The 20,479-nt window shown below is 75.0% G+C and carries 20 protein-coding genes; 12 read left to right on the top strand and 8 right to left on the bottom strand.

From position 1 onward, the window contains the following. Positions 1–84 precede the first annotated feature (84 nt). A complete protein-coding gene (locus HOY81_RS20280; protein WP_237321896.1) occupies positions 85–1,518 on the top strand; it encodes an LCP family protein in 1,434 nt (477 codons plus the stop codon). Between the two features lie 50 nt (positions 1,519–1,568). Here HOY81_RS20280 and HOY81_RS20275 read toward each other — a convergent pair whose 3' ends face one another. Next, positions 1,569–3,377 carry an acyl-CoA dehydrogenase gene (locus tag HOY81_RS20275; protein ID WP_237321895.1) on the bottom strand — a complete coding sequence of 603 codons (1,809 nt, stop codon included), beginning with the start codon at positions 3,375–3,377 and terminating at the stop codon, positions 1,569–1,571. Positions 3,378–3,632: 255 nt separating this feature from the next. On the opposite strand from HOY81_RS20275, the gene HOY81_RS20270 reads away from it, so the two are divergent. Next, positions 3,633–4,232, top strand: coding sequence for a hypothetical protein (locus HOY81_RS20270; RefSeq protein ID WP_237321894.1), 600 nt, complete (start codon positions 3,633–3,635; stop codon positions 4,230–4,232). An 84-nt stretch (positions 4,233–4,316) separates the two neighbouring features. Here HOY81_RS20270 and HOY81_RS20265 read toward each other — a convergent pair whose 3' ends face one another. Next, positions 4,317–5,234, bottom strand: coding sequence for a pseudouridine-5'-phosphate glycosidase (locus tag HOY81_RS20265; protein WP_237321893.1), 918 nt, complete (start codon positions 5,232–5,234; stop codon positions 4,317–4,319). Positions 5,235–5,263: 29 nt separating this feature from the next. Between HOY81_RS20265 and HOY81_RS20260 the strand changes: the two genes are divergently transcribed. Further along, positions 5,264–5,485 carry a DUF2277 domain-containing protein gene (locus HOY81_RS20260; protein WP_237321892.1) on the top strand — a complete coding sequence of 74 codons (222 nt, stop codon included), beginning with the start codon at positions 5,264–5,266 and terminating at the stop codon, positions 5,483–5,485. A 25-nt stretch (positions 5,486–5,510) separates the two neighbouring features. On the opposite strand, the gene ligD is transcribed toward HOY81_RS20260, so the two are convergent. After that, entirely contained in the window at positions 5,511–6,521 is a 1,011-nt protein-coding gene (ligD, locus tag HOY81_RS20255) for a non-homologous end-joining DNA ligase (RefSeq protein ID WP_237321891.1), read from the bottom strand. Between the two features lie 120 nt (positions 6,522–6,641). On the opposite strand from ligD, the gene HOY81_RS20250 reads away from it, so the two are divergent. The 3 genes from HOY81_RS20250 to HOY81_RS20240 all read left to right on the top strand — a co-directional run bounded on the left by HOY81_RS20250 (position 6,642) and on the right by HOY81_RS20240 (position 9,707). Then, a complete protein-coding gene (locus tag HOY81_RS20250) occupies positions 6,642–7,754 on the top strand; it encodes an ATP-dependent DNA ligase (protein ID WP_237321890.1) in 1,113 nt (370 codons plus the stop codon). 66 nt (positions 7,755–7,820) lie between these two features. Beyond that, positions 7,821–8,948, top strand: a complete 1,128-nt coding sequence (locus HOY81_RS20245) for an LLM class flavin-dependent oxidoreductase (protein WP_237321889.1) — start codon at positions 7,821–7,823, stop codon at positions 8,946–8,948. Between the two features lie 201 nt (positions 8,949–9,149). After that, positions 9,150–9,707 carry an SRPBCC family protein gene (locus HOY81_RS20240; protein ID WP_237321888.1) on the top strand — a complete coding sequence of 186 codons (558 nt, stop codon included), beginning with the start codon at positions 9,150–9,152 and terminating at the stop codon, positions 9,705–9,707. 148 nt (positions 9,708–9,855) lie between these two features. On the opposite strand, the gene HOY81_RS20235 is transcribed toward HOY81_RS20240, so the two are convergent. Both HOY81_RS20235 and HOY81_RS20230 read right to left on the bottom strand, forming a co-directional pair. After that, positions 9,856–10,506: a response regulator transcription factor gene (locus tag HOY81_RS20235; protein WP_237321914.1), complete on the bottom strand. Its 651-nt coding sequence runs from the start codon at positions 10,504–10,506 to the stop codon at positions 9,856–9,858. A 2-nt stretch (positions 10,507–10,508) separates the two neighbouring features. After that, positions 10,509–11,759 carry a sensor histidine kinase gene (locus HOY81_RS20230; RefSeq protein ID WP_237321913.1) on the bottom strand — a complete coding sequence of 417 codons (1,251 nt, stop codon included), beginning with the start codon at positions 11,757–11,759 and terminating at the stop codon, positions 10,509–10,511. Between the two features lie 223 nt (positions 11,760–11,982). Between HOY81_RS20230 and HOY81_RS20225 the strand changes: the two genes are divergently transcribed. From HOY81_RS20225 to HOY81_RS20220, 3 genes are all read left to right on the top strand, one after another. Next, complete coding sequence (locus HOY81_RS20225; protein WP_237321887.1) at positions 11,983–12,510, top strand: YceI family protein; 528 nt, start codon at positions 11,983–11,985, stop codon at positions 12,508–12,510. Next, a complete protein-coding gene (locus tag HOY81_RS27475) occupies positions 12,507–12,635 on the top strand; it encodes a hypothetical protein (RefSeq protein ID WP_272893061.1) in 129 nt (42 codons plus the stop codon). Before HOY81_RS20225 ends, HOY81_RS27475 begins: the two co-directional genes overlap by 4 nt. A gap of 363 nt (positions 12,636–12,998) precedes the next feature. Then, positions 12,999–13,673 (top strand): alpha-ketoglutarate-dependent dioxygenase AlkB, encoded by a 675-nt coding sequence (locus HOY81_RS20220; protein WP_237321886.1) that lies wholly within the window; start codon positions 12,999–13,001, stop codon positions 13,671–13,673. Between the two features lie 40 nt (positions 13,674–13,713). On the opposite strand, the gene HOY81_RS20215 is transcribed toward HOY81_RS20220, so the two are convergent. Then, positions 13,714–14,316 (bottom strand): TetR/AcrR family transcriptional regulator, encoded by a 603-nt coding sequence (locus tag HOY81_RS20215; RefSeq protein WP_237321885.1) that lies wholly within the window; start codon positions 14,314–14,316, stop codon positions 13,714–13,716. Between the two features lie 78 nt (positions 14,317–14,394). On the opposite strand from HOY81_RS20215, the gene HOY81_RS20210 reads away from it, so the two are divergent. After that, a complete protein-coding gene (locus HOY81_RS20210) occupies positions 14,395–15,534 on the top strand; it encodes an acyl-CoA dehydrogenase family protein (protein ID WP_237321884.1) in 1,140 nt (379 codons plus the stop codon). Between the two features lie 92 nt (positions 15,535–15,626). On the opposite strand, the gene HOY81_RS20205 is transcribed toward HOY81_RS20210, so the two are convergent. Together HOY81_RS20205 and HOY81_RS20200 are read right to left on the bottom strand one after the other, a co-directional pair. Further along, positions 15,627–16,694, bottom strand: coding sequence for a 2-dehydropantoate 2-reductase (locus tag HOY81_RS20205; RefSeq protein WP_237321883.1), 1,068 nt, complete (start codon positions 16,692–16,694; stop codon positions 15,627–15,629). A 1-nt stretch (position 16,695) separates the two neighbouring features. Next, complete coding sequence (locus tag HOY81_RS20200; protein WP_237321882.1) at positions 16,696–18,369, bottom strand: FAD-binding dehydrogenase; 1,674 nt, start codon at positions 18,367–18,369, stop codon at positions 16,696–16,698. A gap of 462 nt (positions 18,370–18,831) precedes the next feature. Between HOY81_RS20200 and HOY81_RS20195 the strand changes: the two genes are divergently transcribed. After that, entirely contained in the window at positions 18,832–19,476 is a 645-nt protein-coding gene (locus HOY81_RS20195) for a TetR/AcrR family transcriptional regulator (protein ID WP_237321881.1), read from the top strand. Positions 19,477–19,669: 193 nt separating this feature from the next. Further along, a complete protein-coding gene (locus tag HOY81_RS20190; protein ID WP_237321912.1) occupies positions 19,670–20,344 on the top strand; it encodes a TetR family transcriptional regulator in 675 nt (224 codons plus the stop codon). Positions 20,345–20,479: the final 135 nt, after the last annotated feature.

Here is a 20,479-nt window from a genome sequence, read left to right as displayed (position 1 = left end):
CGGCGGCGCGTCCGCCGGGGACCGGCGGTCACCAAGCGGAAGATATGACGATCTACTTGTGATCTTCTCGCTGTGGAGGTCGCCGTGTTCCGTCGCCCGCGCCCGGCCGGTCGCCGGCTCCGCCGGACCGCCCTGGCCGGCGCCCTGAGCGCCGCACTGCTCGGCGGGGCGGCCGTGGCCGTCACCGAGGGCGGCAACCGCCTCCCGGTGGCGCTCGCCCTGCCTCGCACCGACGTCTTCACCGGGGAGCGGGGGCGGCCCGCCGACGGGCCGGGACTCACCTTCCTGCTGGTGGGGCTCGACACCCGGAAGGGGATCCCGGCCCGGGAACGGAAGCGGCTGCACGTGGGCGGCCGGGGCTGCGACTGCACCGACACGATGATGCTGCTGCACGTCTCCGAGGACCGGCGGCGGGTCAGCGTGCTGAGCATCCCGCGCGACTCGTACGTGCCCTTCGCCCGCCCGGCCGCGGGCGCCACCCCGCTCCGCCCGGTGCCCCGCGCGGGCAAGATCAACGGCGCCTACGCGGCCGGCGGCCCGGCGCTCACCGTACGCACGGTGGAGCAGGTCACCGGGGTACGCGTCGACCACTATCTGGAGGCCGACTTCCGGCGCTTCGTGCGGGCCGTCGACGCCCTCGGCGGGGCGACCGTGTGCACCGGGAAGCCGCTGCGGGACCGGTGGTCCGGGCTGGATCTGCCGGCGGGCACCCACCGGGTGGACGGCCGCGGCGCACTGCGCTACGTCCGGGCGCGCCACCTGCCGCCCTCCGGCGACCTCGGCCGGATGCGGCGTCAGCAGGCGTTCCTCGCCGAGGCGGTGGACCGGATCGCCGACGAGGGGCTGCTGCGGGATCCCGCCGCGCTCGCCCGGACCGCCCGTGCCCTGCTGACGACCCTGCGGGCGGACTCCGGGCTCACCACCGAGCGGCTGGTGACCCTGGGCCGGGCGCTGCGCGGACTGGACAGCCGCCGGGCCGAGTTCGCCACCGTGCCGCTCGCCGAGTTCGACCATCGGGTACCCGGCTGGGGCTCCACCCTCGTCTGGGACCGGCCGCGGGCCGAGCGGCTGTTCGCCGCGCTGCGCGAGGACCGGCCGCTGACCGGCCAGGAGGCCTACCGGCTGCCGGGCCCCGGGGTGCCGGTGGCCTGGGCGCCGGGGGACGTCCGGGTGCGGCTGCGCACCGGCCCGGAGGGTGCGGCGACGGCGGGGCGTCTGGAGCGCGGGTTGCGGGACACCGGCTTCCGGGTGCGGGAACGCCGGCCGGCCGGGCCCCGCGAGACGCCGCCGGAGACCACGCGGATCACCTACCCGCCGCGTGAGGAGCGGCGGGCCCGGGCGCTGGCCGCCGCGCTGCCCGGCGCGGAGCTGCACCCGGTGCGGGGCCATCCGCGCGTCCTGGAGGTGCGGCCCGGCCGGGACGGCGTCCGGGTGGCGCGGGTGGTCCACGACCGCAGCAGCGTGCAGGGTAGGCCGGTCACCGGGGACACCCTGGACTGCGACCGGCCCGCGGAGTGACCGCCCCCGCCGCGCGGCGACGCCGGGCAGGGGCCGCGGGGCGGTTCCGCTCAGAGCCAGCCGGGCTCGGTCTCCAGCACCGTGGTGTCCAGCTCCTCCAGGAGCCCGAGCTGCGGCCCGGTGCGGGGAAGTTCGTGCCGGAAGAAGTAGCGGGCGGCCTGCCGCTTGCCCTGCCGGAAGGCGTCGGCGGGCCCGGTCCCGGCGGCGAGGAGCTGCTCCAGCCAGATCCAGGCCAGCACCACGTGCCCGAACGCCTCCAGATAGACGGAAGCATTGGCCAGCGCCTTCTCCGGGTCGCCGGTGCTCCACAGCCGGGCGGTGACCGCGGTGATCCGCTCCCAGACGGCCCGGAGCGCGCCGGCGCACGCGGCGGCCTCCCCGCCCGCCGCCGCGGCCCGCTCCGCGGTGGCGGCGATCTCCTCGCCGAGCGCCCGCAGCCCGGCGCCGCCGTCCCGTACGGCCTTCCGGCCCAGCAGGTCGAGGGCCTGGATGCCGTGCGTGCCCTCGTGGATGGGGTTGAGCCGGTTGTCCCGGTAGTGCTGCTCGACGTCGTACTCCCGGGTGTAGCCGTAGCCGCCGTGCACCTGGATGGCGAGGCTGTTCGCCTCCAGGCACCACTGGGAGGGCCAGCTCTTGGCCACCGGCGTCAGCAGGTCCAGCAGCAGCCGGGCCCGCTCCCGCTCGGCCTCCGAGCCGGCCGAGTGCTCCTCGTCGACGAGGCGGGCGCAGTACAGGATCAGCGCCAGCGCCCCCTCGGCGTAGGACTTCTGAGCCAGCAGCATGCGCCGGACGTCGGCGTGCTCGACGATCGGCACCGGCGGGGCGGTGGCGTCCCGGGAGGCCGAGGGGCGCCCCTGCGGGCGGGTGCGGGCGTATTCCAGGGACTTCAGGTAGCCGGTGTACCCGAGGGCCGCGGCACCCGCGCCGACGCCGATCCGCGCCTCGTTCATCATGTGGAACATGGAGGCCAGCCCCTGGTGTTCGGCGCCGACCAGCTCTCCGACGGCGCCCGGCTCGCCGCCCGGTCGGTGGGCGCCCTCACCGAAGTTGAGCAGCGTGTTGGTGGTGCCGCGGTAGCCCATCTTGTGGTTGAGCCCGGCGGTCACCACGTCGTTGCGCTCGCCGGGCGTCCCGTCGGCCCGCACCAGGTGCTTGGGGACCACGAAGAGCGAGAGGCCCTTGACCCCGGGCGGGCCGCCGGGGATGCGGGCCAGCACCAGGTGCACGATGTTCTCGGAGAGCTCGTGGTCGCCGCCGGAGATCCACATCTTGTTGCCGAACAGCCGGTAGGTGCCGTCCGGCCTCGGCTCCGCCCGGGTCGCCACGTCCGCCAGCGAGGAGCCGGCCTGCGGCTCGGAGAGGCACATGGTGCCGAGGAAGCGGCCGTCGAGCATCGGGCGCACATAGGTGGCGATCTGCTCGGGGGAGCCGTGTGCGCACAGCAGCCGCGCGTTGCCGAGGGTGAGGAAGGGGTAGGCGGAGGTGGCCACGTTGGCCGCCTGGAACCAGCCGAAGCAGGCCGTGGAGACCAGGCGCGGGAGCTGGCCGCCGCCGGCCTCCCGGTCCAGCGCGGCGGCCAGCAGCCCGGACTCGGCGAACGCCTCCAGCGCCTCCCGCACCTGCGGCTCGGTGTGCACCCGCTCCCCGTCGAAGTGCGGCTCGTGCAGGTCGCCGGCGCGGTTGTGCGGGGCGAAGTGCCGGGCGGCGAGCTGCTGGGCCAGGTCGAGCACCGCGTCGAAGGTCTCGCGGGAGTGCTCGGCGTACCGGGGGCGGCGGGCGAGGCCCTCGGCGTCCAGCCACTCGTAGAGCAGGAACTCCAGGTCGCGGCGGGAGAGCAGCAGGTCGGCGGAGGTGGCCATGGTGAGGTTCCGATCCCGAGGAGACTAAGCGCTTGCTTATCCTCGCCGCGGGGTCGTCCGCCTGTCAACGACGCCGGGCCGCGGCCCCGCCGCGCTCCCGCGCCGCCCCGCGACACCGGGAGCGCGGGGAGTGCCGGATCACCGGAACCGCCGGGCATGAGCTCACCCGTCCGTGGGACCCGTACGCCGCAGACGGGTTCCGACCGGCCCGCGCACCGACCACACCGACCGACCGGCACGAAGGAGGCGGACGAGATGGCGTCGCAGCCGGGAGCACCGATGTGGCGATGGCGTGCCAACCCGCTCCGGCGTCGTTCCGACGTGGTCGAGGCCTGGGTCCTGCTGGCGGCGCTGCTGCTGGCCGGCGTCGGGGCCGTGTGCGCCGGGGTGCTCGCCGGGAAGGCCGTGCAGAGCGCTGCGGAGACCCAGCGTGAGCAACGGCAGCGCGTCCGGGCCGTGGTCCCGGAGGGCTCCCTCCCGGAGCCCGGGAACCCGGCACGCGAGGAGCGGCGGCGCGCCTCCGGCGGGGACGACACGCTGCCCGCGACGCTGCGCTGGACCGCGCCGGACGGCACCACGCAGCAGGGCACCGTCCGGGTGCCCGCGGACGTCGCGGCCGGCGACACGGTCCCGCTCTGGGTGGACGAGGAGGGCCGCCGCACCGCAGCGCCCCCGGGCCCGGCCCTCACCGCCTTCCATGCGGTGCTCGCCGGTCTGCTGGCCGCCGGCGGCCTGACTGCGGTCGTGCTGGGGCTCCAGCGTGCCGCGCGCGGCGTGCTGGACCGGCACCGGCTCCGGCAGTGGGAGCGCGCGTGGGAAGAGGTCGAGCCGCACTGGCGACCGCGTACGCCCTGACCCTCCGCCGCACTCCCGAGCGCGCACGCCCCGTCCGGGCGCCCCGGCCGGCGCCGCGGGCGCCCCGGGGCCGGGCGGCCGGGTTCAGGTGTGCGCCGTGGCCGTCCAGACCGCCGCGATACGGGCCGCCAGCCGGGCGTTCCCCCGCACCGCCGCCAGGTTCGCCGCCAGCGCCTTGCCGTCGGTGTGCCGGACCAGGTGATCCAGCAGGTACGGGGTGACGGCCTGCCCGGTGACCCCGTCGCGTTCGCAGGCGTCCAGCGCCTCCGCGAGCACCCGCTCGTGCAGCTCCGGGTCGAGCTGCTCGTCCTCCGGCACCGGCTGTGCCACGATCAGCGCCTCGCCGGTATCGCTGAGCCCGTCCTGCGCCCGCATCGCCTCGGCCACGCTGCGCGGGTCGTGCACCGTCCAGTCCAGCGGCTCGCCGGAGCTGCTGAGGTAGAAGCCGGGGAAGGTCTGCGTGCCGTAGCCCAGCACCGGGACGCCGAGCGTCTCCAGCCGCTGGAGCGTCGCCGGCACGTCCAGGATCGACTTCACGCCCGCGCACACCACCGTGATCCGGGTGCGGGCCAGCAGACGCAGGTCGGCCGACTCGTCCTGCACCTGTGTCCAGCCCCGGTGCACCCCGCCCAGGCCACCGGTGGCGAAGACCCGGATGCCCGCCCGGGAGGCCAGGAACGCGGTGGCGGAGACCGTGGTGGCGCCGCTCACGCCCGTCGCCATGGCCGGAGCCAGGTCCCGGTGCCCCAGCTTGCGCAGCGCCGGGTCGCCCGCGACCCGCTCCAGCTCCGCCTTGTCCAGGCCGATGTGCGGGCGGCCGTCGAGCACCGCGATGGTGGCGGGCACGGCGCCGGAGGCCCGGACCTCCTCCTCCAGCTCCAGGCCGGTCGAGAGGTTCTGCGGCCGAGGGAGGCCGTGCGCGAGCAGCGTGGACTCCAGCGCGACCACGGGGCGTCCGTGCGCCATCGCTTCCCGTACCTCGTCCGCCAGCAGCAGGTTCATTCCGGGCTCCTCCGTATAACGTCGGTGACATGTGCCGATCCATCAAGACACTCCGTCCCCCCTACGCCGAATCCGTAACCGAGGACGACATGCGGGCGGCCGCCCTGCAGTACGTCCGCAAGGTCTCCGGCTTCCGCGAGCCCGCCGCGCACAACGCCGCCGCCTTCGAACGGGCCGTCGACGAGGTGACCGCGGCGACCCGGGAGCTGCTGGACACGCTGGTGGTCCGCGGCGGTCACCCCGCCGCCTGAGCCGCCCGCCGCCGCCACGGGGCGGTCAGCGGTCCCGCCGGGCGCGGCTGGGCTGCACCCGCTTCGGTTCGCCCGCCACCTTGGGATGGTCCGGCGGGTACGGCAGATCGCCGGCGCCGCGGTCCCGCTCGTGCCGGTCCGCCAGCTCCAGCACGGCGTCCAGCCGGCAGACGTGCCGTTCCATCTCCGCGTGCACGTCCCCTGCCTCCGCGTACCGCCGGGGCATGCCGGCCAGATCGAAGTCCTCCGGCCGCGCGTCGTCCAGCTCCTCCCAGCGCAGCGGCGCCGAGACCTGGCCGCGCGGGTGCGGGCGCACCGAGTAGGCACTGGCGATGGTCCGGTCCCGGGCGGTCTGGTTGTAGTCGACGAAGATGCGGGGGCCGCGCTCCTCCTTCCACCAGGAGATCGTGATCCGCTCCGGGTTCCGCCACTCCAGCTCCCGGCCCAGGGCGATGGCCGCCCGCCGCACCTGCGCGAACGGCCACTCGGGCACGATCGGGACGAACACGTGCAGGCCGCGCCCGCCGGAGGTCTTGGGCCAGCCGCGCAGCCCCACCTCGTCCAGCAGGGGCCGCAACTCGCCCGCGGCCCGCACCGCGTCCTCGTAGTCCGTGCCCGGCTGCGGGTCCAGATCGATGCGCAGCTCGTCCGGGTGGTCGGTGTCGCCGCGGCGCACCGGCCACGGGTGGAAGGTCAGGCAGCCGAGGTTCGCCGCCCAGACCACGGCCGCCGGCTCGGTCGGGCAGATCTCGTCCGCGTGCCGCCCGCTCGGGAAGGAGATCCGCGCGGTGGGGATCCACTCCGGCAGGTACTTCGGGGCCCGCTTCTGGAAGAACGACTCCCCGGTTACGCCGTCCGGGTAGCGCTCCAGGGTGGTGGGGCGGTCCCGCAGCGCCCGCAGCGCGCCCTCGCCCACCGCCGCGTAGTAGCGCGCGACATCGAGCTTGGTGAACCCGCGCTCCGGGAAGTACACCTTCTCCGGGTGCGTCACCCGTACCGTACGGCCGCCGACCGTGAGCTCCGCCGCCTCTCCCATACGAGCACGCTAGGCCGCGCCGGCCCCCGGCGCCTCCCGGAGAGGCGCCGGCCCCGGCAGCACCCGTGCGGCCGCCCGCCGGCGGGCGCCGGGCGGGGCCCGGGCGCACAATCGGTGAGCATGGACCTCCCGGTGATGCCGCCCCTGAAACCGATGCTCGCCCGGACGGCGGCGACCATCCCGGCCGGCATGCACTACGAGGCCAAGTGGGACGGGTTCCGTGCCCTGGTCTTCCGGGACGGCGACGAGGTGGAGATCGGCAGCCGCACCGCCAAGCCGCTCACCCGCTATTTCCCGGAGCTGCCCCCGGCCCTGCGGGCGGCCCTGCCGCCGCGCTGCGTGGTGGACGGCGAGATCGTGATCGCCCGGGAGGGCCGGCTCGACTTCGACGCGCTGCTGGAACGCATCCACCCCGCCGCGTCCCGGGTACGGATGCTCGCCGAGCGTACCCCCGCCGCCTTCGTCGCCTTCGACCTGCTCGCGCTGGGGGACGAGGCGCTGCTGGACACGCCGCTGGCGGAACGGCGCGCCCTGCTCACGGAGGCGCTGCGGGGCGCCGCCGACCCGGTCTTCCTCGCCCCCGCCACCCGGGACGTGGAGCTGGCCCGCCGCTGGTTCCGGCAGTACGAGGGCGCCGGCCTGGACGGTGTCGTGGCGAAGCGGCTCACCCTGCCCTACCGGCCCGACGAGCGGCTGATGGTGAAGGTCAAACACGAGCGCACCGCCGACTGCGTGCTGGCCGGGTACCGTCACCACAAGAGCGGCCCGGTGGTCGGCTCGCTGCTGCTGGGCCTCTACGACGCCACCGGGCGGCTGCAGCACGTCGGCGTCTGCGCCTCCTTCCCCATGCGCCGGCGCCAGGAGCTGATCGGGGAGCTGGAGCCGCTGCGGGCCGGCGCGGAGGAGGACCATCCCTGGGCCGAGTGGCGGGACGAGGAGGCGCACGCCACGGCGCGGATGCCCGGCGGCCCGAGCCGGTGGACCGGGACCAAGGACCTGTCCTGGGTGCCGCTGCGCCCCGAGCGGGTGTGCGAGGTGGCCTACGACCACATGCAGGGCGACCGCTTCCGGCACACGGCGCAGTTCCGCCGCTGGCGCCCCGACCGCGAGCCCGGGCAGTGCACCTACGCACAGCTCGAGGAGCCGGTCGGGTACGACCTGGCCGAGGTGCTGGTGCCGCCCGGGGAGGCCGATCTCGACCGGGACCGTGCCGCCGGGGAACGGCGGGAATAGCGGGGGAGGGACCGTCGTTGGGGCGGGCGCCGGAGCAGCGGCAGCCGCGAGCGGAGTGGAGAGGCGATGCAGTTCGGGATCTTCACGGTCGGCGACGTCACCCCCGACCCCACCACGGGACGGACGCCGGGCGAGCACGAGCGCATCAAGGCGATGGTCGCCCTGGCGCAGAAGGCCGAGGCGGCGGGCCTGGACGTCTTCGCCACCGGCGAGCACCACAATCCGCCGTTCGTACCGTCCTCGCCGACCACGATGCTCGGCTATGTCGCAGCCCGCACCGAGCGCCTGATCCTCTCCACCTCCACGACGCTGATCACCACCAACGACCCGGTGAAGATCGCCGAGGACTTCGCGATGCTCCAGCACCTGGCCGACGGCCGGGTCGACCTGATGCTGGGCCGCGGCAACACCGCGCCCGTCTACCCCTGGTTCGGCCAGGACATCCGCCAGGGCATCCCGCTCGCCCTGGAGAACTACGGACTGCTGCACCGGCTGTGGCGCGAGGAGGCCGTCGACTGGGAGGGCCGCTTCCGCACGCCGCTGGAGGGCTTCACGGCGACCCCGCGCCCGCTGGACGGGGTGCCGCCGTTCGTCTGGCACGGCTCCATCCGCAGCCCCGAGATCGCGGAGCAGGCCGCCTTCTACGGCGACGGATTCTTCGCCAACAACATCTTCTGGCCCCGCGAGCACTTCATCCGTCTGGTGGGGCTCTACCGGGAGCGGTTCGCCCATTACGGCCACGGCACGCCGGAGCAGGCCGTCGTCGGCCTCGGCGGCCAGGTCTTCATGCGGCGCACCTCGCAGGAGGCCGTACGCGAGTTCCGGCCGTACTTCGACCACGCGCCGGTCTACGGCGGCGGGCCCTCCCTGGAGGAGTTCACCGCGCAGACCCCGCTCACCGTCGGCAGCCCGCAGGAGGTCATCGAGAAGACGCTCACCTTCCGCGAGTCCTTCGGCGACTACCAGCGGCAGCTCTTCCTGATGGACCACGCGGGGCTGCCGCTGAAGACGGTGCTGGAGCAGCTCGACCTGCTGGGCGAGGAGGTCGTCCCCGTGCTGCGCAGGGAGTTCGCGGCGCTCCGTCCCGCCACGGTGCCGGACGGGCCCACACACGCCGCCCGGGCGGCCGGCCGGGACACCGGCGCCGACGGCCCCGCCGGCACCGGTGCGCCGGGCGCCCGGCGCACCGCTTGAACGGACGCCCGCCGGGCGGGGCAACAGGTGGCGAGTGCCCGGTCACGCGGTGCGATCGGTCCTGGTAGGCGGGGTGGTGGCGCTCCGTGTTCACTCGAACGGACTCCTCAGGGAGAGGTGTGGCGTTCGGGGGAACACTCTTGAGGAGGAAGGCCGTCAGCCCTCAGCCGGTGATCCGCTTACCAGAGCGCGAGGTGACAGATGCCGACATACTCCGCAACGCAGAATCTCACCGCCGACGCCCCGAAAGTCTTCGCATTCCTCGCCGACGTCCGCAACCTGCCCCGCTGGAACTCCGGCGTGGCCGAGGTCGACGACAGATGGACCGCGCCCCGGGAGGGCGCCCGCTACCGCTACCGCTTCCCCGGCCGCCACCGCTTCCACCAGCTCGTCTGCAGCGCCTACCGGGCTCCCTGGCTGCTGGGCTTCCGCACGCAGGCGATGTGGACCCCGCTGGGCACCCAGTCGGTGTCCTTCACCTTCCGGGTCCGCTCCTCCGGCCGCGGCACCACGGTGGAGGAGATCGTCGACATCTCGCTGCACGGCGGGATGCTGCTCACCCTGCCCATCGTGAGCCTCGGCTGGCGGCGGGACCTGCCCGAGGACATGGACCGGCTGCGCCAGTTGCTGGAAGCGCTGGAGACGTCCGGCCCCCGGCCCGCCACCGGCCGCACCGCACCCGGCACGCCGTACGACGACCCGGTCGCCCCGCGCCCGGGCCGCCCTACGACGAGCCGATTGCCCGGCGCGACCCGCTGACCCCGGCCCTCCCGCGGCTGCCGCCGGGCCTCCCGCGGGAGGGCCAGGGTCGGTCCGGCGGATCTTCGAGGACCAGCCCCCGGCGTCGAGGGGGTGCCTGCCCAGGCCGAAGGCTCGCGTGCAGGGACGGCCGTGTCCCGCCGGGGGCTCAGCCGCCGACGACCCCGGCCTCGTGCGCGACCAGACCCGCCTGGGTGCGGTTGGCGCAGCCGAGCTTCTCCAGGAGCCGGGAGACGTACCCCTTGACGGTGGCTTCCGAGAGGTGGAGCCGGCCGGCGATTCCCGCGTTGGACAGGCCCTCGCCGAGGCAGGCCAGCACCTCGGTCTCCCGCTCGGTCAGGCCCGCCGTGCGCTCCCGGGCACGGTCGCTCGCGGACTCCCGCCCGGCCGACGCGGCCACCAGGCGGCGGGTGGCGGCCGCGGAGAGCACGGTGTGGCCCTCGGCCGCGACCCGGACGAGTCCGATCAGGTCCTCCGGCGGCGTGGACTTGACCAGGAACCCCGCAGCGCCCGCCCGCAGCGCCCGCAGCACGTACTCGTCGGCGTCGAAGGTGGTCAGCACCACCACCGTGGGCGGGGCGTCCAGCTCGCCGATCCGCTCGATGGCGGTCAGCCCGTCCATGCCCGGCATCCGCAGGTCCATCAGCACCACGTCCGGCCGGGAGCGGGCCACGGCCCGCACGCCCGCGGCGCCGTCGTGGGCCTCCTCGGTGACCTCGATGTCGTCCGCGGAGCCGAGGATCGTGCGCAGGAACCCGCACACCATCGGCTCGTCGTCCACCACGACCACGCGCACCATGGTCACACCGCCCCTTCCGCGGTCGGTACGTAGGCGGGCAGGGTGACGTGGACGCCGAATCCGCCTTCCGGGGTGGGCCCGGCACGCAGCGTACCGTGCACCAGCTCGATGCGGTGGCGCAGGTGGGCGAGGCCGAATCCGGAGCCCGTGGCGGCCAGTGCGGATCCGCCACCGGCCGGGGCGGTCGCCCCGTCCGCGGTGTCCGTGGCGGCCGCGCGGTCCGTGACGGCCACGGCGGCCGCCACGGCCGCCCCGGAGGCGGGCGGCGCGTTGCGGACCGACAGCCGTACGCCGGTCTCGCCGTACGCGACCCGCACGGTCACCCGGGCCCCGGGCGCGTGCTTGCGCGCGTTGGTCAGCGCCTCGCGGACGACCCGGTACGCCGTGCGTGCGACCACCGGCGAGGCGAGCGCACGGTCACCCTCCTCGAGCAGCTCTGCCGGCGTCCCCACAGCGGTCGACTCGGCGACGAGCGCGGCGAGTCCGCCTGCCCCCGGCGCCCGGCCTTCGTCCCTCCCGGGCGGCTCGGTGCGCAGGATGCCGACCAGGTCGCGCAGCTCGTCCAGCGCCTGTGCGCCCGCCGTGCGCAGCTCCTCCGCGGCCCGCCGGGTCGCCTCGTCGGGCGCCGTCACCTGCAGCGCCCCGGCCTGCAGCACCATCAGGCTGACCCGGTGGGTGACGATGTCGTGCATCTCCCCCGCCAGCCGCGTGCGCTCCTCGGTCCGGGCTTGCTCGGCGAGGAGGTGCCGCTCCCGTTCGGCCCGCTCGGCCCGTCCGGTCAGCGCCCGCACCAGTCGCCGCCGGGCATCGACGTACAACGCGAGCAGCGGCCCGAGGGCGGTGCGGAGAATCCCGAGGGCGAGCACCGTGCCCGACGGCTCCCACACCCGGGCCACGATCAGGGTCAGGGTGGCGAGGGCGAGCAGCGCCGTCCGCCGGCCATACCGGTGCCGGCGGTAGAACAGCGGGCCGTACGCCGCGACGACGGTGGCGTACGGGGCCCAGAGGTGGCCCCCGCCGGCCGGGACGAGCGCACCGACCGGGGAGATCAGCAGGGTCACCAGCAGGGTGAAGCCGCCGAGGACGGCGACGACGGTCAGCGGCGCACGGCGGCGTGCGACGAGCGACAGGCAGGCAGCGGTCTGCAGGCCCAGCAGGGTCCAGGCGAGCGGTCCGGGGTCCTCCGGCCACCAGGTGCCTCCGGTGAGCGTCGTGGCGGTGTCGACCAGCGCGAGAAGGGCTGCGATTGCCATGTCCACGGCGAAAGGGTGCCTGCGGTGCCACTGTGCCTCGGCCATGGCGACACGGTAGAGCCCGCCCGCCTCCCCGCCGGCTCCGGAGCACGGACTCCCGGCGACCGGGGGGTGCGGCACCGACGAAAGTCGCACACCGCGTCGTGCGTTCCGGTCCTTCGTCGCCCCCGGAGGCGACGTCCCGCCCTGCCGGGCGGCCCCCCGGCTGCTGTGCACTGGCGGCATGAACGGGAAACGGAATCCACAGCCGCCGCTCTCGCCCCGCCTCGGCCGCTACCGCATCGACACGGCGCGCTCGGCGGTCGCGTTCCGCGGCAGGCACCTCTTCGGCCTGCTGCCGGTGCGCGGCACCCTCGCGCTGCGCGACGGGACGGTGGACGTCGCCGAACCGCTCGCCGATTCGGCGGTCGTCGCGGAGGTCGGGACGGCGAGCTTCCGGACCGGGAACGACCGGCGTGACCTGGCGGTGGTGTCCCGGCGCTTCCTCGACGCGGAACGGCACCCGGTGATGACCTTCGTCTCGCGGCGGGTGACCCACACCGCGGTGGACGGCACGCTCACCGTGTCCGGAGTGTCACGGCCGGTGGTGCTGACCGTGGAGCGGTCCGAGGTGTCCGGGGACGGCTTCACCGTGCGCGCCACGGCACGCGTGGACCGGACGGTCTTCGGCGTGACCGCGGCACGCGGGCTGGCGGGACGGTACCTGGAGGTGTCGGTGGAGATCGCCTGCGTACCGGGGGAGGGGTCGTGAGCGGCACCGTCGCGGTGACCGGGCTGGGCGAGAGCCACGGCACGGTGCCCGCGGTGCGCGGCGGTGGACTTCCGCGTCCCGTCCAGGCGGTCCGCCGTCTCTGCCGGGAGCCGCGCCCGGGGTGACCTCCGCCGGGGGAGCGCCGTCGCGGCCGGCGGCCGGGGGCCCACGGGGGTGGTGCCCGGCCGCCGCCCGCGGCGGCGGAGGCGAGGGACGACGGCGGGGTCCGGCCGGTGAAGCGGCCCGCAGCCCGGTGCGCCGCCCCCGGCAGGCGAGCCGCTCACCGTGGCCGGAATCGAGAACGTCGGTGCCCGGCCCGGCATCCGTGCCGAGCGCTACCCGGGAGAAGCCGGTCTCGCGGTGGTGCGCGGGGCGGTCCCGGGTCCCACCGCCCGGTGCACGTCGCCGTGCACATCACCGTCTCCGGGCCGCAGACGCGGGCGGTCCCGCCGTGACCGTACCGGGGCGCCCCGACTAGCCTCGGTGGTGTGGCGTCTTCTCCGGACCGTGACGGACTGTTCCCCCGGTCGCGTTCCGTGATCGGGCCGGGGGCGGTCCACGTGCCCGGTTGGCTGACCGTCGAGCAGCAGACGGAGCTGGTTCGTGCCTGCCGTGACTGGGGCCGGGGGCCGGTGCCGTTCCGGCATACGAAAGCCGGAGCGTACTTCATGTCCGTGCAGACCCTGTGCCTCGGCTGGCACTGGCAGCCGTACCGCTACACCCGCACCGCCGGCGACGTGAACGGCCGGCGGGTCGCGCCCTTCCCGGAGTGGCTGGCCGAGCTCGGCCGCCGGGCGCTCGCCGAGGCCTACGGGGACCCGGCGGCCGCGGAGGACTACCGCCCGGACACCGCCCTGGTGAACTTCTACGACGAGCACGCCACCATGGGCATGCACCAGGACAAGGACGAGCGCACCGCCGACCCGGTGGTGTCGCTGAGCGTCGGGGACACCTGCGTCTTCCGCTTCGGCAACACCGAGCGGCGCGGCCGCCCCTGGACCGACGTGGAGCTGGCCTCCGGCGACCTCTTCGTCTTCGGCGGGCCGTCCCGCTTCGCGTACCACGGTGTGCCGCGGGTCCGCCCGGGCACCGCCGACCCCGCGACCGGCCTGTCCCGCGGCCGGCTCAACCTCACCCTGCGGGTGACGGGGCTGACGGACTGACGCGCCCCGCGCGGGCCCCCTCAGCGGGCGCCGCGCGGGCTCACCGGGACAGCCCGTGCAGCAGCAGCTCCGCGAGGTGCGCGTACGCCTGTGCGTCGGTGAGCCCGGTGGTGCCCGCCACCTGGCGGCGCTGGATGCGCACCATCACCGAGGTGATCACGTCGGCGGCGAAGGCGACGTGCACCTCCCGGAAGGCGCCCGCGGCCACGCCCTCGTCGATCAGCTGCTGTACCCGGCGGGCCGCCGCACGGGTGTTCCGGTCGTAGACCTCGGCGGCGGGTTCGAAGGCCGCGAGATCGTCGAAGAACTGCGGCGACGCGGGGGCGAGCTCCGCCGAGACCGCCCGCAGATAGGCCGCCAGCCGGTCCCCGGGCTCCGCCTCCGCGGCCAGCGCCGCCTCCACCCGGGCCGTCGCGCACCGGAAGAAGTGCACCACCGCGGCCCGCACGAGCTGCTCCTTGCTGCCCGCGAGGCCGTACAGGGTGCGTTTGGAGCAGCGCAGCCGGGCGGCGAGGTCGTCCAGCGTCAGGTGGGCGAAGCCGTGGCCGACGAAGAGACGCACGAGGTCGTCGAAGAGCTCGGACCGGCGCGCGGCACCACGCCCGGTGAGCCGCGGGCCGTCGGCAGCGGGGTTTTCGATCACGCGTCCAGTATTCCAGCCGTTGTGCGCTACTCTTGGTGGTACTGACGTACCGCACAGAGTACCGCCTGGAGGGTCGCCATGGACGTCGACCGGCTGCTTCCCACCACCGAGGCCCGCGATCTGCTCGCCCTCACCCGGGACATCGCCGACGGGGAGCTCGCACCCCGCGTCGAGGAGCACGAGAAGGCCGGTACGTATCCGGAGGGACTCTTCACCACCCTCGGCCGGGCGGGACTGCTCGGCCTCGCCTATCCCGAGGAGTACGGCGGCGGCGGACAGCCGTACGAGGTGTACCTCCAGGTCCTGGAGGAGCTGGCGACCCGCTGGGCCGCCGTCGCGGTCGCGGCCAGCGTGCACACCCTCGCCTGCCACCCACTGAGTGCCTTCGGCACCGACGCGCAGAAGGAGCGCTGGCTGCCCGCCATGCTCGGCGGCGAGATGCTGGGCGGCTACAGCCTCTCCGAGCCGCAGGCGGGCTCCGACGCCGCGGCCCTGTCCTGCAAGGCCGAGCCCGCGGACGGCGGCTACCGGATCACCGGTACCAAGGCCTGGATCACCCACGGCGGCAAGGCCGACTTCTACGCGCTGTTCGCCCGCACCGCGCCCGGCAGCGCCGGCGTCTCCTGCTTCCTCGCCCCCGGCCGGGCGGACGGACTCTCCTTCGGCCCGCCCGAGGAGAAGATGGGGCTGCACGCGATCCCCACCACCGCCGCGTTCTGGGACGGCGCGCTGCTCGACGCCGACCGGCTGATCGGTGCGGAGGGCCAGGGCCTGCAGATCGCCTTCAGCGCCCTCGACTCCGGCCGGCTGGGCATCGCCGCCTGCGCCACCGGCCTGGCCCAGGCCGCGCTCGACACCGCCGTGGACTACGCCAACGAGCGCACCACCTTCGGCCGCCGCATCATCGACCACCAGGGGCTCGGCTTCCTGCTCGCCGACATGGCCGCCGCCGTCGACTCCGCCCGCGCGACCTACCTGGACGCGGCACGCCGCCGCGATCTGGGCCGCCCGTTCAGCCGGCAGGCCAGCGTGGCCAAGCTCGTCGCCACCGACGCCGCCATGAAGGTCACCACCGACGCGGTGCAGGTGCTCGGCGGCTACGGCTACACCCGCGAGTTCCCCGTGGAGCGCTACATGCGCGAAGCCAAGATCATGCAGATCTTCGAGGGCACCAACCAGATCCAGCGCATGGTCATCAGCCGCAAGCTCGCCCGCTGACGGGACCCGCGCGGTGGGGTCCGCGTGCCGGCCCGCAGCGCCGCACCGGGGCGGGCCATGGACGGCACGACGGCGGGCGGGGTGCCGGTGCGTCAGCGGTCCCGGCGGGCGGAGGCGAGTTCCGCCAGCAGCTCCCGTCCCGTCCAGGTCCGGCGCCGGCCGGGCGGCGCGGCCTCCGCGTCGCGGACCAGTTCGACCACCCGGGCCGAGACCGGCGCGGGCAGCGCGTGCCGGGCCGCCATGGCGACGATCTCGCCCTGCAGGGAGCCGATCTCGGTCGGTCGTCCGCGCTGCAGGTCCTCCCACATCGAGGACCGGGCCTCGGCGTCGATCGCCAGGGTGCGCCGGGCGACGCGGCGGAAGAGGCCGTCCGGGAGCCGCAGTACGTGCGGGGTGAGTGCGGGCGGTACGGGGGCGAGGCGGGCCGGGGTGACGCCTTCGGCGTGGAAGGCGGCCAGGGCCTCGCGCTGGCACAGCGCGAGACAGGCCCGGAAGGCGCGTTCTCCGAGCTGGCGGCGGAGCGGCAGCCCGGAGAGCGCGTTGAGGGCGTTGTTCAGGTTCATCAGCAGTTTGGCGTGCTGCACGCCCCGCATGTCGGCGTGCGGCCGCACGGCCAGGCCGGCCCGGGCCAGCGCCGCGACCAGCGGGCGGGCGGCGGGGGTGTCGTCCAGCAGCAGCGAGCCGCCGCTGCCCTGGTGGAACCGTCCGGGCCCGGTCTGCACCACGTTGAAGGGAACCGTCCCGGTCACCACCGGGTGGCCGGGCAGCGCCTCGCGGAGCAGGCGGGCGTTGTGCAGCCCGTTCTGGAGACTGCACACCACGGTCTGGGGGCCCAGGTACGGGGCGAGGTCGCGTGCGGCGGTGCGGGTGCCGCCGGACTTGACGGTGACCAGCACGATGCCCGCCCCGGCGGCGGCCCGTGCGTCGGTGGCGGTCCGCAGCGCCGTCGGGGGCAGGTGGCGGGGCGGCGCCGTACTCGTGGTCAGCGTCAGGCCCTTGTCCCGCAGCACGGCCATGCCCGCGGGGCGGCCGATGAGCGTGACGTCGGCGGCCGGGGCGAGCCGCCCGCCCAGGTAGCAGCCGATGCTGCCGGCCCCCAGCACGGCTATGCGCGGCGGCGGGGAACCGGCCGGCTGTCCGTCACCCGTGGCGGTGCCCACCTCAGGCCACCGCCGTGGCGGCGGCGCGGCCGGCCACGCGGCCCGAGAAGAGGCAGCCGCCGAGGAAGGTGCCTTCCAGGGCGTTGTAGCCGTGCACGCCGCCGCCGCCAAATCCCGCGACCTCCCCCGCCGCGTACAGCCCGGCGACAGGGCTGCCGTCCGGGCCCAGGGCGCGCGAGTCGAGGTCGGTCTGGATGCCGCCGAGGGTCTTGCGGGTCAGGACGTGCAGCTTGACGCCGATCAGCGGCCCGGCCGCCGGGTCGAGGATGCGGTGCGGGGCTGCGGTGCGGCTGAGCCGGTCGCCCAGGTAGCGGCGGGCGTTGCGGATGCCCTGGACCTGGGCGTCCTTGCTGAACGGGTTGACCGTCTGCAGGTCGCGGGCCTCGATCTGGGCGCGCAGTGCGGCTGCGTCCAGCAGCGGCTCGTCGGTGAGCCCGTTCATCTTCGTCACGAGCTCCTCCAGCGAGGCGGCGACGACGAAGTCCGCGCCGTGCCGCTTGAACGCCTCCACCGGCCCGGGGGCCCCGCTCCCGAAGACGCGCTCACGCAGCACCGCCCTGCGGTCGCCGCTGGTGAGGTCGGGGTTCTGCTCGGAGCCCGACAGCGCGAACTCCTTCTCGATGATCTTCTGGGTGAGGACGAACCACGAGTGGTCGTATCCGGCGATGTCCTCGGTGGTCCGCAGGTGCTTCAGCGTGCCCAGGGTGTCGTAGCCGGGGAGGCAGGGGTCGGGCAGGCGGCGGCCCAGCGCGTCGAACCACATCGAGGACGGCCCCGGCAGGACGCGGATCGCGTGCCCGGGCCACACCGGGTCCCAGTTCTGCACACCCTCGGTGTAGTGCCACATCCGGTCGCGGTTGACCAGCCGCACCCCCGCGGCTGCGCTGATGTCCAGCATCCGCCCGTCCACGTACGCCGGCACCCCCGTGATCATGTTCTTCGGCGCCGTGCCCATGCGCTGCGGCCAGTACCGGCGCACCAGGTCGTGATCACCGCCGATGCCGCCGGTGGTGACGACCACCGCCTGGGCGCCGAGCTCGAACTCCCCGGCCGGCTCCCGGCTGGAGGCCACCCCCCGCGGTGCGTCGTCCTGCGCCAGCACGGTCCCGCGCACCCCCGTGACCGTGCCGTCCCGGAGGACGAGCTCGTCGACCCGGTGACGGTGGTGGAAGGTGAGCAGCCCGGCGGCGGCCGCCCGGTGGGCACTGCGCACGAACGGCGCCACCACTCCGGTCCCGGTGCCCCAGGCGATGTGGAAGCGGGGTACGGAATTGCCGTGGCCGTCCGCGCGCAGGTCACCGCGCTCGGCCCAGCCCACCACGGGGGTGAGCCTGATCCCCTGGCCGGTGATCCAGGAACGCTTCTCACCGGCGGCGAAGTCCACATAGGCGCGGGCCCAGCGCACCGCCCAGGAGTCCTCGTCCTCCAGCCGGTCGAACCCGGCGCTGCCCTGCCAGTCGTTCCACGCCAGCTCGAAGGAGTCCTTCACCCCCAGCCGCCGCTGCTCCGGCGTGTCCACCAGGAACAGGCCGCCGAAGGACCAGTACGCCTGGCCGCCCAGGTTGGCGGCGTTCTCCTGGTCCACCACCGCCACGCGCCGGCCCCGCCGGGTCAGCTCGTGCGCCGCGACCAGCCCGGCCAGCCCGGCCCCGACGACGATGACGTCTGCGTCCATGACGGTTCCCTTCTTCCGGTGCCCGGCCCGGTGGGCCGGGCACCCATGCTTCCTTGCCGGGGGGTGTGGTGCCCGGCGGGTCAGCCGGCGGCGGGACCGGGGTGGAGCAGCGCTCCGGCGACCGTCACGGCGGCCACGACGCCGCCCATCCGGGACCGGCGGCGCCGGGCAGAGGTCGAAGCTCGCATGTTCTCACTCCTGGGGTCGGAGGGCCGGCGGGAGGACGGCGTCCCACGTCCGGGCCACACCCTCGAGCGGTCGGACGGCAGGTTCAGCCGTCGGGAAGGGAAATGCGGCAACTGAGCGTGATCGTCCGGCATGCGGGCACCCCGCAGGGCGCCCTGCACGCCGCCCAGTGAAAACCCGGATTTTCACTATGGGGTTACCAGATGGTAGGGAGGTCCGCAGCCCGTCACAAGACCCGATGCGGAAGAATCGACTCCTCGGGCAGGAGGGAACGCGGTGGCCGGCACAGGCACTTCCACGGGCAACCGGTACGGGGGCAGGTCGGCCGGCGAGCGCCAGGCCGACCGCCGCCGGCGCTTCCTGGAGGCGGGCCTCGACCTGTTCGGTGCCGGTCCCGGCTACCGGGGCACCAAGGTCGTCGATCTCTGCAAGGCCGCCGGGCTGTCCACGCGTCAGTTCTACGAGGAGTTCCGCACGCTGGAGGACGTGCTGGCCGCACTCCATCTGTACGTCAACGACGTCGCCCAGCAGGCCGTCCTCGACGTGGCGCCCCGGGTCCGGGACCTGCCGCCGGCCGACCGCGTCGCCCGCCTGCTGCGGGCCTATGTCGAGGGCGCCGCCTCGGACCCGCGACACGCCCGTATCGCCTATGTCGAGATCGTGGGGGTCAGTCCCCGTATGGACCGCCAGCGTCTGGACCGCCGCGCACAGTGGATCGACTTCATCGGCCGGCTCACCACTGAGGCCGTCGAACGCGGCGACATGCCTCCCGGCGACCACCGCATCGCCGCCGCGGCGTTCATCGGCGCCGTCAACGGGCTCATGCACGACTGGGTCGTCGGCTGGGTGGACGCCGGCCGCGCGGAGATCGCCGACGAACTCCTCCGGATCCTCCTCGGCCGTTACCGGATCACCGGCTGAGTGCCGCCGGGCGGGCGGGCGCCGCCGTGGTGCGACGGTACCGAGTATCCGCTCTCGGCGGCACCGAGTGCCGCGAAAAGGGGGCCCGGGTGCTAGGTTCGCTGGCATGAGCGAGGCCAGGAAACGGACCAGGGCGAACGACACGCCGACGGGCCGGCCGGGCGCGGCGGGGTCGCAGCCGGCGAAGCCCGCGATGCGGGACGCCCTGGTGGGGGCCGCGTTCCACCTGTTCCTGGAGCGCGGCTACGAGCAGACCACCGTGGATGACATCGTCACCCTCGCCGGGGTGGGACGCCGCTCCTTCTTCCGCTACTTCCCGTCCAAGGAAGACGTGGTCTTCCCCGACCACGAGCAGTGCCTCGCGGACATGACGGAGTTCCTCGCCGCCAGCGGGGACGACGACGACCCCGTGGGCCGGGCCTGCGACGCCGCCCGGCTCGTCATGCGCATGTACGCCGAGAACCCCGCGTTCTCCGTGCAGCGCTACCGCCTCACCCGGGAGGTGCCCGGGCTGCGCACCTACGAACTCTCCGTGGTGTGGCGGTACGAGCGGACCCTGGCCGACTACCTCCGGGCCCGCTTCGCCGACCGCCGGGACGGCAGCCTGCGGGCGAACGTGGCCGCGGCGGCGGTGGTCGCCGCGCACAACCACGCCCTGCGGTCCTGGCTGCGCTGCGGCGGCGAGGGCGACGCCCTGGGCCGGGTGGACGCCGCCCTGGAGTTCGTCCGGGAGACCTGGAGCCCCGGAGGGGACGGGAACGGCGCCGACTCGGGGGAGACCGAGGACGTGGTCGTGGTCATCGCCAAGCGGAAGACGCCGATGTGGCGCGTCGTCCGGGAGGTCGAGTCGCGCTTCGGCGACGACTGACGCCCGCCGGGCCCGTGCGCGCCGGAGCCGGCCGGCGGCACGTGCCGCCGGCCGGCTCCGGGCGGGGACCGGCCCGGGAGTCAGCCCTTGCGGGTGTGGACTTCCTGGGTGAGCTGGGGCAGGACCTCGAAGAGG

It is taken from the genome of Streptomyces sp. JJ36, from assembly GCF_021696945.1.
GTDB lineage: Bacteria > Actinomycetota > Actinomycetes > Streptomycetales > Streptomycetaceae > Streptomyces.
Note: the sequence above shows the minus strand (reverse complement) of the source record. Positions and strands in the feature narration are given on the sequence as shown.

Excerpts from the sequence above, each read along its gene's own strand:
- HOY81_RS20235 (WP_237321914.1), bottom strand. The coding sequence starts at position 10,506 with ATGGTGCGCGTGGTCGTGGTGGACGACGAGCCGATGGTGTGCGGGTTC.
- HOY81_RS20190 (WP_237321912.1), top strand. The coding sequence starts at position 19,670 with ATGCGGGACGCCCTGGTGGGGGCCGCGTTCCACCTGTTCCTGGAGCGC.
- HOY81_RS20275 (WP_237321895.1), bottom strand. The coding sequence starts at position 3,377 with ATGGCCACCTCCGCCGACCTGCTGCTCTCCCGCCGCGACCTGGAGTTC.
- HOY81_RS20225 (WP_237321887.1), top strand. The coding sequence starts at position 11,983 with ATGAACGGGAAACGGAATCCACAGCCGCCGCTCTCGCCCCGCCTCGGC.
- HOY81_RS20260 (WP_237321892.1), top strand. The coding sequence starts at position 5,264 with ATGTGCCGATCCATCAAGACACTCCGTCCCCCCTACGCCGAATCCGTA.
- HOY81_RS20245 (WP_237321889.1), top strand. The coding sequence starts at position 7,821 with ATGCAGTTCGGGATCTTCACGGTCGGCGACGTCACCCCCGACCCCACC.
- HOY81_RS20265 (WP_237321893.1), bottom strand. The coding sequence starts at position 5,234 with ATGAACCTGCTGCTGGCGGACGAGGTACGGGAAGCGATGGCGCACGGA.
- HOY81_RS20250 (WP_237321890.1), top strand. The coding sequence starts at position 6,642 with ATGGACCTCCCGGTGATGCCGCCCCTGAAACCGATGCTCGCCCGGACG.
- HOY81_RS20240 (WP_237321888.1), top strand. The coding sequence starts at position 9,150 with ATGCCGACATACTCCGCAACGCAGAATCTCACCGCCGACGCCCCGAAA.
- HOY81_RS20230 (WP_237321913.1), bottom strand. The coding sequence starts at position 11,759 with ATGGCAATCGCAGCCCTTCTCGCGCTGGTCGACACCGCCACGACGCTC.
- ligD (WP_237321891.1), bottom strand. The coding sequence starts at position 6,521 with ATGGGAGAGGCGGCGGAGCTCACGGTCGGCGGCCGTACGGTACGGGTG.
- HOY81_RS20210 (WP_237321884.1), top strand. The coding sequence starts at position 14,395 with ATGGACGTCGACCGGCTGCTTCCCACCACCGAGGCCCGCGATCTGCTC.
- HOY81_RS20200 (WP_237321882.1), bottom strand. The coding sequence starts at position 18,369 with ATGGACGCAGACGTCATCGTCGTCGGGGCCGGGCTGGCCGGGCTGGTC.
- HOY81_RS20270 (WP_237321894.1), top strand. The coding sequence starts at position 3,633 with ATGGCGTCGCAGCCGGGAGCACCGATGTGGCGATGGCGTGCCAACCCG.